This window comes from Pseudonocardia sp. DxW (assembly GCF_058448985.1).
Genome location: NZ_JBZFLK010000021.1, coordinates 31185 through 43882, shown reverse-complemented (window position 1 = coordinate 43882; position 12698 = coordinate 31185). Strand labels below are relative to the sequence as shown.

12 protein-coding genes are annotated in these 12698 nt (G+C 74.2%); 5 read left to right on the top strand and 7 right to left on the bottom strand.

Translation table 11 applies throughout. From position 1 onward, the window contains the following. Positions 1-32: 32 nt before the first annotated feature. Together ACVJO7_RS26960 and ACVJO7_RS26955 are read right to left on the bottom strand one after the other, a co-directional pair. Complete coding sequence (locus ACVJO7_RS26960; protein ID WP_491675199.1) at positions 33-920, bottom strand: MFS transporter; 888 nt, start codon at positions 918-920, stop codon at positions 33-35. Further along, positions 920-1432 carry a MarR family winged helix-turn-helix transcriptional regulator gene (locus ACVJO7_RS26955; RefSeq protein WP_344025987.1) on the bottom strand — a complete coding sequence of 171 codons (513 nt, stop codon included), beginning with the start codon at positions 1430-1432 and terminating at the stop codon, positions 920-922. The genes ACVJO7_RS26960 and ACVJO7_RS26955 overlap by 1 nt, the downstream gene beginning before the upstream one ends. A gap of 186 nt (positions 1433-1618) precedes the next feature. Between ACVJO7_RS26955 and ACVJO7_RS26950 the strand changes: the two genes are divergently transcribed. The 5 genes from ACVJO7_RS26950 to ACVJO7_RS26930 all read left to right on the top strand — a co-directional run bounded on the left by ACVJO7_RS26950 (position 1619) and on the right by ACVJO7_RS26930 (position 6884). Further along, entirely contained in the window at positions 1619-3235 is a 1617-nt protein-coding gene (locus ACVJO7_RS26950; protein WP_491675198.1) for an FAD-dependent oxidoreductase, read from the top strand. Between the two features lie 147 nt (positions 3236-3382). Then, complete coding sequence (locus ACVJO7_RS26945) at positions 3383-4138, top strand: SDR family oxidoreductase (protein WP_344025991.1); 756 nt, start codon at positions 3383-3385, stop codon at positions 4136-4138. 11 nt (positions 4139-4149) lie between these two features. Next, positions 4150-4479 (top strand): nuclear transport factor 2 family protein, encoded by a 330-nt coding sequence (locus ACVJO7_RS26940; protein WP_491675197.1) that lies wholly within the window; start codon positions 4150-4152, stop codon positions 4477-4479. Between the two features lie 93 nt (positions 4480-4572). Next, positions 4573-5310, top strand: a complete 738-nt coding sequence (locus ACVJO7_RS26935) for a TetR/AcrR family transcriptional regulator (protein ID WP_491675196.1) — start codon at positions 4573-4575, stop codon at positions 5308-5310. Between the two features lie 38 nt (positions 5311-5348). Next, complete coding sequence (locus tag ACVJO7_RS26930) at positions 5349-6884, top strand: CoA-acylating methylmalonate-semialdehyde dehydrogenase (protein WP_491675195.1); 1536 nt, start codon at positions 5349-5351, stop codon at positions 6882-6884. 9 nt (positions 6885-6893) lie between these two features. On the opposite strand, the gene ACVJO7_RS26925 is transcribed toward ACVJO7_RS26930, so the two are convergent. From ACVJO7_RS26925 to ACVJO7_RS26905, 5 genes are read right to left on the bottom strand one after another with little or no spacing between them, the layout of a single operon-like run. Next, complete coding sequence (locus ACVJO7_RS26925; RefSeq protein ID WP_491675194.1) at positions 6894-7643, bottom strand: FadR/GntR family transcriptional regulator; 750 nt, start codon at positions 7641-7643, stop codon at positions 6894-6896. A 38-nt stretch (positions 7644-7681) separates the two neighbouring features. Beyond that, positions 7682-9097 (bottom strand): amidase, encoded by a 1416-nt coding sequence (locus ACVJO7_RS26920; protein ID WP_491675193.1) that lies wholly within the window; start codon positions 9095-9097, stop codon positions 7682-7684. Next, positions 9094-10887, bottom strand: a complete 1794-nt coding sequence (locus ACVJO7_RS26915; protein WP_491675192.1) for a dipeptide ABC transporter ATP-binding protein — start codon at positions 10885-10887, stop codon at positions 9094-9096. The genes ACVJO7_RS26920 and ACVJO7_RS26915 overlap by 4 nt, the downstream gene beginning before the upstream one ends. Continuing rightward, the gene (locus ACVJO7_RS26910; protein ID WP_344026005.1) at positions 10884-11738 is read right to left on the bottom strand and encodes an ABC transporter permease; all 855 of its coding nucleotides are present in this window, start codon (positions 11736-11738) and stop codon (positions 10884-10886) included. The genes ACVJO7_RS26915 and ACVJO7_RS26910 overlap by 4 nt, the downstream gene beginning before the upstream one ends. After that, positions 11735-12682, bottom strand: a complete 948-nt coding sequence (locus ACVJO7_RS26905; protein ID WP_344026007.1) for an ABC transporter permease — start codon at positions 12680-12682, stop codon at positions 11735-11737. Before ACVJO7_RS26905 ends, ACVJO7_RS26910 begins: the two co-directional genes overlap by 4 nt. Positions 12683-12698 lie beyond the last annotated feature (16 nt).

Below are 12698 nucleotides of genomic sequence, written 5' to 3'. Positions count from 1 at the left end.
ACCGGCATGCCGGGCGACTCGATCGACGCGTTCTACGGCGCCCCGTGGAACGTCGCGGCCGGCGTCAACGGCCTGATCGCGCTGGTCGCCGTCGTGCTGACCACGGTGCTGCTGCTCGGCCCGGCCAAGCGCCCCGGCACCGCGGCCTGGGTGCGCCCGGTCGCGCTGGGCGGGCTGGTGCTCGGCGTGCTCGGCCTGTTCGTGTCCGGCGGGATGTACCTCGACCTGTTCGCGTCCCAGCCGGTGCTGCCCGAGATGCCGATGATGCCCGGCATGCCCGGCTGAGCGGCACCACCAGCACCACCAGCTCCACCGGTCCGCCCGGCCACCCCCCGGTGGCCGGGCGGACCCGGGAGGGTGTACTCCCGCAGCGCCCGGTTCCGCAGCGCCACCCAGCCCACGACCACGCTCGCCGCCAGTCCCCCGCCGACCAGCGCGACCGGTCCCGAGGTCAGCGCCGCCACCAGCCCGCCGCGCAGGTTCCCCAGCTCGGGCCCGGCGATCCCGACCACCGTCTCGGCCGAGGGCAGCGTCCGGCGGGCCGGAACGCCCAGTCCCGCCCCGGCGGCGAGCAGCGCGACCAGGCCGAACAGCAGCGCCACCCGGGCCGCGCCGAGCACCGCCTGGGTGACCAGTGCGAGCGCGACGACCAGCTGCAACGCGGTCGCGAGCCGGATCAGCAGCCGCCGGTCGACCGCGTCGGCCAGTGCACCGCCGACCGGGCCGGTCAGCAGCAGCGGCACCGCGGTCGCGACGCCGAGCGCACCGGTCCACAGCGGGCTCCGGGTCAGGTCCCAGGTCTGTTGCAGCACCGCGACGGTCGCCGCCTGCTGGCCGAAGCCGTGCGCGGTGCCGCCGATCCAGGCGGCCCGGAAGGCCGGGACCCGCAGCGGCCGGAGATCGATCAGGCCGGTGCGCATCAGGCGGACGGCGGGGGTCCCGGCTCACCGAGCCGGTCGGTGATCCGGTCGGCCAGGCCGCGCCGCCCCAGCGCGGCCCGCATCGCGTCCACCGCGGCACCGATCGAGGTCGGCAGGCACTCGTCGTCGAGCTCGGCGACCGCCGCCGCGGTCGCCCGCCACTCCGCCTCCAGGAACGGGACCAGCGCGCGGCCCCGCTCGGTGAGCGCGATCCGGCGGGTCCTGGCGTCCGGGCCCGGTTCGGACGTCACGAGCCCCTCGCGGCGCATCCCGGCCAGGGTCTGGCTGACCGCGGAGTGCGTGTGCCCGAGCGACGCAGCGAGCTCACGGATCGTCGACGGCCCGGTGTGCGCGAGCCGGATCAGCGGATACGCGTAGCGCGGCCGCAGCCCGTGCAGCCCGCGCGCCTCGTAGACCTGCACGATCTCGTCCTCCAGATCGGCGACGAGCGCGCGCAGCGGCGCCAGCCGGTCCGGCCTGCGGGTCGGGTCGTCCGACGTCCCGGATGTCATGCCGCAATGTAACAGCGCTTATACGACAGCGCTCGTACGACGGCTTGTACGACGGCACTGTCGGGTTTCCCGAACGTCGTCCGCCGGCCGGCCGGGCCGACCCCGCCGGCCCGGGGCCCTGTTGCACGTCGCGAGATCAGCGCGAGGCCCCCCGGGGGACCACCACACGCGAGATCGGAGCGGCAGATGGCTGACACCCGGGACGTACTGGTCGTCGGAGCGGGACCGGTCGGGCTGACGACCGCCTGCCAGCTGGCCCGGCTCGGGGCGTCCGTGCGGGTGGTGGAGCAGCTCGAGCGGCCGACGACCGAGTCGCGGGCGGTCGGGTTGCACGCCCGGAGCCTGGAGATGCTCGCCTCGCTGGGCGTGGTGGACCGGCTGGAGACCCGCGGCAGGCGGATCGGCGCGATGGAGATGGTCGAGGGCCGCACCGGGCGGACGCGGGCCCGGATCGACCTGGCCGGCACCCGCACCCGGCATCCGTACGTGCTGGACGTCGCGCAGCCCGACACCGAGGAGGTGCTGACCGAGCGGGCCGCCGAGCTGGGGATCGTGGTGCAGCGCGGCGTCGCGCTGACCGCACTCGACCAGGATCCCGACGGCGTCCACGTCACCCTGCGCACCGCCGATCTCGGCCGGATCGAGCGGTTCGGCTGGGTGGTCGGCGCCGACGGCGGCCACAGCAGCACCCGGCGGCTGGTCGGCGAACGGCTGGTGGGCGGCTTCCACGGGCAGCACTTCGCGATGGCCGACGTGGACGTCGACACCACGCTGTCCCCGGACACCATCCGGATGTTCCTGCACCCGGACGGGATGGGGATCCTGTTCCCGCTGGCCGGCGAGCGGGCCCGGGTGATGTTCCTGGTCGACGAGCCCGGCCCCGGCGATCCCACGCTGGAGCGGATCCAGGAGCTGGCCGACGCCCGGATGGGCGGTCTGGTGCGGGTGCGCGACCCGCGCTGGCTGACCTACTTCGAGGTCCACCACGCCCAGGTCCCCCGGTACCGGCACGGCCGGGTGCTGCTCGCCGGCGACGCGGCGCACGTGCACAGCCCGGCCGGTGCGCAGGGGATGAACACCGGCGTCCAGGACGCCGCGAACCTCGCGTGGAAGCTGGCGCTGGTGGCGCGCGGGATCGCGGCACCGGAACTGCTCGACAGCTACCAGGCCGAGCGGCATCCGGTCGGCGCCGAGGTGGTCCGGGCGACGACGCTGCTGACCGACGTCGGGACCGCCACCGGCCCCGAGTCGCTGCTGCGTGACGCGGCGCTGTTCGTCGCCGGGCCCGTCCGTCCGGCGGCGGCCGCCGCGGCGACCCGGCTGGCCGAGCTGGCCGTCCGGTACCGGGACAGCCCGCTGTCGGTCCAGCACGGACACGAGCACGGACACGAGCACGGACACGGGCGGGAGCACCGGCGCGGACGCGGCCGGCTGCGTGCCGGGGACCGGGTGCCCGACCCGGCCGGGCTGTCCCGGCCCGACGGCAGCCCGGTCGCGATCGAGGACCTGCTCGCGGAACCGGGGATGCTGCTGCTGGTGCGCGACGGGCAGCAGCGCGGGGCCCTGCAGGACGTCCTCGCCCGCCTGGGCCGGGTGCTCCCGGTGGCGCGCGAGGCGACCGGTGGCGACGGCCTTGTCGATCCGGACGACGGCCTGGGCCTGCAAGGTCTGGCACTGGTCCGCCCGGACGGCCATCTCGGGCTGGTGGCGGACACCGCCGATCCGGCGCTGCTGCGCCGCTACCTGACCGACACGCTGCAGGTCACCGCGACGGCGCCGGCGGCGCGCGGTCTCCGCGGCTGACCCGCACACCGGCCGCCGGGTGCAGCGGCGGCAGGTCACGCTCCGACGATCCCGAGCAGCACACCGGTCCCGGCCGGGACACCGGAGGATGTCCCCGCTCTATATCTTTGTTATGGTAGAGTGGTCAGTCGATATAGGAGAGGGTTCATGACCACGCACACGCTGCAGGACAAGAACGTGCTGGTTGCCGCCGGCGGCAAGAATCTCGGCGGGCTGATCAGCCGCCAGGCCGCGGAGGCCGGGGCGAACGTGGCGATCCACTACAACTCCGAGTCCTCCCGCGGGGAGGCCGAGGACACCCTGAAGGCGGTCGAGGCGGCCGGCCGGACCGGCGTGGTGCTGAGCGGGGACCTCACGGTCCCGGCGAACGTCGAGCGGCTGTTCACCGACGCCGAGGCGGCCATCGGGCGGATCGACGTCGCGGTCAACACGGTCGGCAAGGTGCTCCGCAAGCCGATCGTGGAGACCAGCGAGGCCGAGTACGACTCGATGTTCGACATCAACTCCAAGGCCGCGTACTTCTTCATCAAGGAGGCCGGTCTGCGCCTCGCCGACAACGGCAAGGTGATCACCATCGTGACGTCGCTGCTGGCGGCGTTCACCGACGGCTACTCCACCTACGCGGGCGGCAAGTCGCCGGTGGAGCACTTCACCCGGGCCGCGGCGAAGGAGTTCGCCGACCGCGGCATCTCGGTGACCGCGGTCGGCCCCGGGCCGATGGACACCCCGTTCTTCTACCCTCAGGAGACGCCGGAGCGGGTCGAGTTCCACAAGTCGATGGCGATGGGCAACCAGCTCACCCGGATCGAGGACATCGCTCCGATCGTGCGGTTCCTGGCCACCGACGGCTGGTGGATCACCGGGCAGACCATCTTCGCCAACGGCGGGTACACCACCCGCTGAGAGGAGCGGCAGTGAGCACGCAGATCAGCGATCCGGTCGTCGCCGCGTTCGTCGAGACGGTGAACCGGCACGACCGGGAGGGCTTCCTGGACGCCTTCGCCGACGACGGCGTCGTCGACGACTGGGGGCGCACCTTCACCGGCCGCGAGGCGATCGCGGCCTGGAGCGACCGGGAGTTCATCGGGTCCTCGGGCGTGCTGACGCCGGAGGAGGTCCGGGAGTCCGGTGGCGCGGTGACCGTCGTCGGCGACTGGCGGAGCACGCACGCCAACGGGCGCAGCAGCTTCGAGTTCCGCACCGACGGTGCACGGATCGCGTCGATGACGATCCGGGAGGGCTGAGCGGTGGCCGGATGTGCGGGCGAGGGTCCGCGCATCCGGCCACTCGTCCGCGGACGCGCGGGCCCGGCACCGGGGGCCACGTACAGTGACAGGGTGGTTGATGGGCGTGTCGGGAACACGCGGGACCGGCTCCTGCGGGCCGCCGCCGATCTCATCGCGGCCGCCCCCGGCGAGCCGGTGCCGCTGCGGGCGATCTGCGACGCCGCCGGGGTCCGGCTGCCGACGCTGTACCACTTCTTCGGCAGCAAGGACGGCCTGCTCGACGCCGTCGTCGAGCACGGGTTCGAGCAGTACCTGGAGCTGAAGGGGTCCCGCGAGTCGACCGGCGACCCGATCCGGGACATCCGCGACGGGTGGGACGCGCACGTCGCGTTCGGCCTGGCCAATCCCGGTTTCTACGCGTTGATGTACGGCCAGGTGACGCCGGGCCGGCGGCCTGCGGCGCAGGACCGGACGAACGCGATCCTGCTGGAGCTGACGCGGGAGGCGCAGCGGCGCGGGCGGCTCGTGACGACCCCGGAGCGGGCGGCCGGGCACGTGCTGGCCGCGAACGTCGGGGTCACGCTGCACCAGATCACCGGCTCCCCCGATCCGGACCTGTCAGCGGACGTCCGGGACGCGACGCTGGAGGCGATCACGGGCGGCCGGCCGGGTCGCAGGCCCGACGCCGGCCGGTCACCGGCGGAGGCGGCCGCGGCGGTGCTGGCCGGTCTGCCGGACGACAACACGGCGCTGGACGCGCCGGAGACGGTGCTGCTGAAGAAGTGGCTGGCGGCCGTCGTCCGTGACGGGACGGAGTGTTCTGCGGGGGCTCCGAACGATACGGACTGACGATGCCGGGGGGATCGTCGGCGGGTCACCCTTGCCGCATGACGAGTCCGGTGAGCAGTCCCGCGAAGATCGACGTCGTGCCGCACTGGGTGGGTGGCCGGGCGGTGCCGGGTTCCGGGGAGCGCTCCGGTGAGGTGACGGATCCGGCGACCGGCGAGGTGACCCGGCGGGTGGCGTTCGCGGAGCCGGCGGACGTGGAGTCGGCGGTGGCGGCGGCGAGGGCGGCGTTCCCGGGATGGCGCGACACCAGCCTCACCCGCCGCACCCAGATCCTGTTCCGCTTCCGCGAACTACTCAACCACCGCGCACCCGAACTCGCCGCACTCATCACCGCCGAACACGGCAAAGTCCTCACCGACGCCGCCGGCGAAGTAGCCCGCGGCCAGGAAGTCGTCGAATTCGCCTGCGGCGCACCCCACCTACTCACCGGCTCCGCCACCGAAAACGCCTCCACCGGCATCGACGTCCACTCCATCCACCAACCACTCGGCCCCGTCGCCATCATCTCCCCGTTCAACTTCCCCGCCATGGTCCCGATGTGGTTCTTCCCCATCGCCATCGCCACCGGCAACACCGTCGTCCTCAAACCCTCGGAGAAAGTCCCCTCCGCCGCACTGTGGATCGCCGAACTCTGGACCGAAGCCGGACTCCCCGACGGCGTCTTCAACGTCGTGCACGGCGACAAGACCACCGTCGACGCACTACTCACCCACCCCGACATCACGGCAATCAGCTTCGTCGGATCCACCCCCGTCGCCCGCCACATCTACGAAACCGGCACCGCCCACGGCAAACGCGTCCAAGCACTCGGCGGCGCCAAGAACCACATGGTCGTCCTCCCCGACGCCGACCTCGACCACGCCGCCGACCAAGCCGTCAACGCCGGCTACGGCTCCGCCGGCGAACGCTGCATGGCCATCTCCGCACTCGTCGCCGTCGGCGACATCGCCGACACCCTCGTCACCAAGATCGCCGAACGCACCCGCGCCCTACGCACCGGCGACGGCCGCCGCGGGACCGACATGGGCCCGCTCGGCACCCGCGCCGCCCAACACCGCGTCACCAGCTACATCGACGCCGGCGAGACCGACGGCGCCACCATCGTCGTCGACGGACGCACCAGCAGCTTCCACGCCGACCCCGCCGACGGCACCGACGGCGGCTTCTTCGTCGGACCCACCCTCCTCGACCACGTCACCACCAACATGACCGTCTACACCGACGAAATATTCGGCCCCGTCCTGTCCGTCCTGCGCGTCGACACCTACCCCGACGCCGTCGAACTCATCAACACCAACCCCTACGGCAACGGCACCGCACTGTTCACCCGCAGCGGCGCCGCCGCCCGCCGCTTCCAGAACGAAATCGAAGTCGGCATGATCGGCATCAACGTCCCCGTCCCTGTCCCCATGGCCTACTACAGCTTCGGCGGCTGGAAAAACTCACTCTTCGGCGACACCCACGCCCACGGCACCCACGGCGTGCACTTCTACACCCGCACCAAAGTCGTCACCACCCGCTGGCCCGACACCACCGCCAGCGGCGTCGACCTCGGGTTCCCGACCAACCGCTGACGGGCGGGATCAGGTCTCCTCGGCGAGCAGCGCCAGCTGGTTCCGTTCGGCGGGATCGAGGTGCCCGGCGTAGTAGGCCCGGATCCCGAGGGTGACCTCGCGGGCGGCGGCCCGGCCGTCCCGGTCGGCGATGGCGTCGAGCACGGCGGTGGCGTACCCCTCGCTGGCGCGCAGTCGTCGCCGGACGTCGGGTTCGTCGGCGAGCCTGCGGTCGATCAGGGTGCGGACGACCCCGGCCAGCACCCCGCCGGTGACGGCGACGAGCTGGTTGTGCGAGGCCCGCCGGATGGCGGCCTGGAAGCTGTCGGCGGCGGCACCGAAGCCGCCGTCGGCGCGGTCGGCGGCGGCCCGCAGCTCGCGGTGCGCGGCCCGGATGTCGCGCAGGTCGTCGTCGGTGCGGTTGTGCGCGGCGAGCAGCGAGCCGTTGGCCTCGATGACGACCCGGAACTGCAGGATCTCCACCCGGGACATGGTGTCGACGCCGGCGAGGCGGGTGAGCGACTTCTCGAAGACGGCCGGGGAGTAGGCGAGGATCTCGGGGCCGCGCGGGTCGCCGGGGTGCGCGGCGACGACGCCGGTGGCCTGCAGCACCCGCATCGCCTCGCGGACGGTGGGGCGGCTGACGCCGAACTGCTCCATCAGCCTGCGCTCGCTGGGCAGCCGGTCGCCGGGGCGCAGCCGGCCGTCGTCGACGGCGCGCTCGATCTGCTCGACGATCGCCTCGTGGGCGCTCTGCCGGCCGATCGTCTGGAACTCCACGCGGGGCCTTCCCTCCGGGACGTGATCGACGCACCAGCCTAGTGCGCGGCCCGGCGCGTCTGCTCGTACCAGCGGGTGACGCGCAGCAGCTCGACGTCGGCGAACCGGCGCCCGGCGAGCTGCAGGCCGATCGGCCGTCCGTCGGCGGTGCGGCCGGCGTCGACGGTGGCGGCCGGCTGCTCGGAGAAGTTGTAGGGGGCGGTGTAGGCGATGTGGTCGAGCGCGGTGACCGGGTCGTCGGTGGGACCGTGCTGCTCGGCCGGGAACGCGGCGACCGGGGCGACCGGGGACAGCACGACGTCGACGGCGTGGGTGGCGGTGATCGTGGCCGCCCGGATCCGCTGGACGGCGTGGTACGCCACGAACACGTCGGGGCCGCGCAGGTCCGCGGCGGCCGCCGCCCACTGCCGGATGTAGGGCAGCACGGCGTCGCGGCGGTGCGCCGGGAGCGCGACGAGATCGGCCCAGGACCGGGCTCGCAGGAACATGTCGAGCTGGTGCAGCAGCTCGGGGGTGAGGAACGGATCGACCGGCACGATCTGCGCCCCGGCCCGCGCGAACAGCTCGGCGGCGGCGCGGACGGTGGCCGCGACCTCAGGATCAGTGGGCAGGCCGCACCCGGCGTCCGGGTGCAGTCCGATCCGCAGGGCGCCGATCTCGTCGTCGGTCATCGGGTCCGCGCTCACCCGCTCCCAGGAGGCGTCCGGCAGCGCCAGCCAGGTCGGGTCCCGGTACGCCGGATCGGGCCGGGCGAGCACCTGCATGGCGAGCGCGACGTCGTCGACGGAGCGGGCCAGCGGTCCGAGCGCCCGTCCCAGGTAGGGCGGGTCGACCGGGACGATGCCGTAGCTGGGTTTCAGCGACGCCAGCCCGGTCCACGACGCGGGCAGCCGGATCGAGCCGCCGATGTCGCTGCCGACGTGCAGCGGGCCGAACCCGGCGGCGGCCGCGGCGGCCGCGCCGCCGCTGGACCCGCCGACCGTCCACGCCGGGTCCAGCGGGCTGCGGGTGATCCCGTGCAGGCCGGACACCCCGGACGAGAGCATGCCCAGCTCGGACATGACGGTGCTGCCCAGCCGGATCGCGCCCTCGGCGGCGGTGCTCGCCGCGGCGGGCCCGTCCTCGGTGGCGGGTGCGGCGTCGGCGAACGCGGCCGAGCCGGACGGCCGCGGATGCCCGACGGCGGCGATGTTCTCCTTCAGGGTGACCGGGACGCCGTCGAGCAGCCCGGCCCGGCCCTGCGCCCAGCGGACGCCGGCGGCGTCGGCGGCGGCGAGGACGTCCGCGGCGGGTTCCCGGCGGGCGAACGCGCCGGTCCCGGGCTCGTACCGGTCGATGCGGTCCTGCACGGCGCGCAGCACCTCGGCGGGGCTGAACTCGCCGGCCGCGTACCCGGCGCGCAGCCGGGTCGCGGTCAGGGCGGTGAGCTCGGTGTCGGTCAGCGCGCTCGTCACGCCGGGTCTCCCTTCGTGCGGCCGGCCAGGGCCTCGCGCAGTCGCGGCGTGGCCGCGACCAGGCGCCGGGTGAACGGGTGCTGCGGGTCGGTGTAGACGTCGGCGGTGGGCCCGGCCTCCACGATCCGGCCCTGGTTCATCACGGCGACGGTGTCGCAGACGTGCCGGACGACGGCCAGGTCGTGCGAGATCAGCACGACGGTCAGCCGGTACTCCTGGGCCAGGTCGGCGATCAGGTTGAGCACCTGGGCGCGGACGGACACGTCGAGCGCGCTGACCGGTTCGTCGGCGACCAGGATCCGGGGGCGGGTGATCAGGGCGCGGGCGATCGCGATCCGCTGCCGCTGGCCGCCGGAGAACTGGTGCGGGTAGCGGTCGAGGGCGGCGGCGTCGAGGCCGACCGACTCCAGCAGCCGGGCCACCCGGTCCCGGATCTGCGCGCGGTCCCCGCGCAGCACCGGCTCGGCGACGATGTCGCGCACCCGCATCCGCGGGTCGAGCGAGCCCATCGGATCCTGGAACACGATGGAGACGGCGTCCCGGACCCGGCGCAGGGTGTCCCGGCCCGGGTCCGTCAGGTCGTCGCCGGCCAGCTGCAACGACCCGGAGGTGGGCCGGTCCAGCCCGCAGAGCTGCCGGATCAGGGTCGACTTGCCGGAGCCGGACTCGCCGACGATCCCGAGCGCCTGCCCCTCGACGACGTCGAACCCGACGCCGCGCAGCGCGTGCACCGGCCGGCTGCGGCGCAGCACCGACGCGCCGGCGCGGCGGTAGGTGCGGGTGAGGTCGCGAGCCCGGATGAGGGCCGGGTGCTCGGGGTCGCCGGCCTCGTTGAACACCGGCGGCGGGCCGTCCTCGGGCAGGACCAGGTGCGCGGCCGGGCCGCCGGGGCGGTACGGGCCGGTCGGCGGCACCGGCGTGCCCGGCCCGTCCGGCGGCACCGGCGTGCTCGTGGTGGTGCGCAGCCGGCCGTGCTCGTCGAGCACCGACAGGTCGGCGGCGGCGAGCAGCGCCCGCGTGTAGGGATGGCTCGGCGCCGTGAACACCTCGTCGACCGGCCCCTGCTCGACGACCCGGCCGTCCTGCATGACGGCCACCCGGTCGGTGACCGACGCGACCACCGCCAGATCGTGGCTGATGAACAGCAGCGCGGTCCCGCGCTCCCGGGCCAGCTCGGTGATCAGCTCCAGCACCTGCCCCTGGACGGTCACGTCGAGCGCGGTGGTCGGCTCGTCGCACACCAGCAGCGCCGGGGCGTTCGCCATCGCGATGGCCAGCACCACCCGCTGCCGCTGCCCGCCGGAGAGCTGGTGCGGGTAGGCCCGCGCCGCCTGCTCCGGATCGGGCATCCGGACCCGTTCCAGCAGCTCCACCGCGGCCGTCGCGGCGGCCGATCGGCCGGGCACCGTCCGGTGCTCCAGCAGCACCTCGGCGATCTGCGCGCCGACCCGCATCAGCGGGTTCAGCGCGGTCATCGGCTCCTGGAACACCATCGACGCGGTACGGCCGCGGGCCCGGCACAGGGCGGCCTCCCCGGCGTCGAGCAGGTTGCCGTCGACCCCGGCCAGCTCGACCGTCCCGGTCGCCCGCAGCGACTCGTCGAGCAGCCCGAGCGCCGCGTACGCGGTGAGCGACTTGCCGCTGCCGGACTCCCCGATCAACCCGAGCCGCTCCCCCGGGGCCAGCTCCAGGTCGACGCCGTGCACCAGCGTCCGCCCGCCGGCGTGCACGTCCAGGTTCGCCAGGCGCAGCGCCGGGGCGGTGACGGTCGTCGTCGTGGGGGCACTCATCGGCCCGCCTCCATCCGGGGGTCGAGATGGTCGCGCAGGCCGTCGCCGAACAGGTTCAGCCCGAGCACGGTGAGCGCGATCGCCAGGCCCGGCCACACCACCAGGTGCGGCGCGGACGCCAGGTAGCTCTGGCTCTCCTGCAGCATCCGGCCCCAGGACGGGGTGGGCGGCACGGTGCCGAAGCCGAGATAGGACAGCGCCGCCTCGGAGAGCACCGCGATCGCGAACGCCACCGAGGACTGCACGATCACCAGGCCGGAGATGTTGGGCAGCACGTGCCGGACGGCGACGAACAGCCCGCCCCGCCCGGCGGCCCGGGCGGCGGTGACGTACTCCTGGCTCATGACCTGCAGCGTCCCGCTGCGCGACACCCTGGCGAACGACGGCGCGGCGCCGATCCCGAGCGCGATCATCGCGGTGCCGACGCCCGCGCCGAACACCGCGCCCAGCACGATCGCGAGCAGCAGCGCGGGGAAGGCCAGCGCGACGTCGTTGACCCGCATCAGGAACTGGTCGGCGCGGCCGCCGTTCATCCCGGCGCAGACGCCGACCGGGACGCCGATCAGCACCGCCACCGCCACCGCGACGACGCCGACCAGCAGGCTGATCCGGGCGCCGTACATGAGCAGGCTGAGCACGTCCCGGCCGTACGGGTCGGTGCCCAGCAGGTAGCCGTCGCCGGGGCCGAGCAGCCGGTCCGCGGCGACGACCGGCAGCGGATCGTGCGGCGTCCACACCAGCGAGACGAGCGCGGCCAGCACGACCAGCGCGACCAGCCCCCCGCCGACGAGGATGCCGGTGTTCGGGCGCCGCGCGGCCGTGGCCGGGGCGGTGCGCTGCGGTCCGGTCACGAGGCCTCCCGGAGTCGGGGGTCGACGGCGGTCTGCACGAGATCGACCACCAGGTTGATGAGCAGCACCGCGAGCACCAGGACCAGCACGATCCCCTGCACGGCGATCATGTCCCGGGTGGCGACCCGCTCCAGCAGCATGCTGCCGAGCCCGTTGATCACGAAGACCCGTTCGATCACGACCGCGCCGATCAGCATCACGCCCAGCTGCACGCCGCCGACGGTGAGCACCGGGACCGCGGCGTTGCGCAGCCCGTGCCGCCGCAGCGCCCGCGCCGGGGACAGCCCCTTGGCCCGGGCGGTGCGCATCCAGTCCTCGCGCATCACGTCGAGCACCGCGGAGCGCACGTAGCGGGCCAGCACCGCGCCCTGCACCGAGCCCAGCGCGAGCGCGGGGAGCACCAGGTGCCCGAGCAGCGTGCCGAACCCGTCGCCGGTGCGGTACCAGCCGCCGGCCGGGAACCAGCGCAGCTGCACCGCGAACACGGTGATCAGCAGCAGCCCGGCCAGGAAGCCGGGGATCGCGATCCCGACCTGGCTCGAACCGCTGAGCAGCGCGCCGAGCGGCCGTCGCTGATGGGTCGCGGCGAGCACACCCAGCGGGACGGCGACGACGACCGCGACGGCCATCCCGGAACCGATCAGCACCGCCGTCGTCGCCAGCCGGGAGCCCAGCTCGGCGCCGACCGGCGTGCCGGTGACCGCGGAGGTGCCGAAGTCGCCCTGCACCAGCCCGCCCAGCCACTGCAGGTACTGCGCGGCGAGCGGCCGGTCCAGGCCCATCTCGGCGCGCTGGGCGGCCAGCTCGTCCGGGGAGGCACCGAGCCCGAGTGCGACCTCGGCGGGATCGCCGGGGAGCACCGACAGCAGCCCGAAGATCACCACCGAGGCGGCGAGGACGGTGCCCGCGAACACCAGCAGCCGCCGCGTCATCGAAACGATCATGTTCCGCTCCCCCGGG

Bases quoted from the DNA above. Each gene is read 5' to 3' on its own strand.
- ACVJO7_RS26960 (WP_491675199.1), bottom strand. From the start codon at position 920: ATGCGCACCGGCCTGATCGATCTCCGGCCGCTGCGGGTCCCGGCCTTC.
- ACVJO7_RS26955 (WP_344025987.1), bottom strand. From the start codon at position 1,432: ATGACATCCGGGACGTCGGACGACCCGACCCGCAGGCCGGACCGGCTG.
- ACVJO7_RS26950 (WP_491675198.1), top strand. From the start codon at position 1,619: ATGGCTGACACCCGGGACGTACTGGTCGTCGGAGCGGGACCGGTCGGG.
- ACVJO7_RS26945 (WP_344025991.1), top strand. From the start codon at position 3,383: ATGACCACGCACACGCTGCAGGACAAGAACGTGCTGGTTGCCGCCGGC.
- ACVJO7_RS26930 (WP_491675195.1), top strand. From the start codon at position 5,349: ATGACGAGTCCGGTGAGCAGTCCCGCGAAGATCGACGTCGTGCCGCAC.
- ACVJO7_RS26915 (WP_491675192.1), bottom strand. From the start codon at position 10,887: ATGAGTGCCCCCACGACGACGACCGTCACCGCCCCGGCGCTGCGCCTG.
- ACVJO7_RS26905 (WP_344026007.1), bottom strand. From the start codon at position 12,682: ATGATCGTTTCGATGACGCGGCGGCTGCTGGTGTTCGCGGGCACCGTC.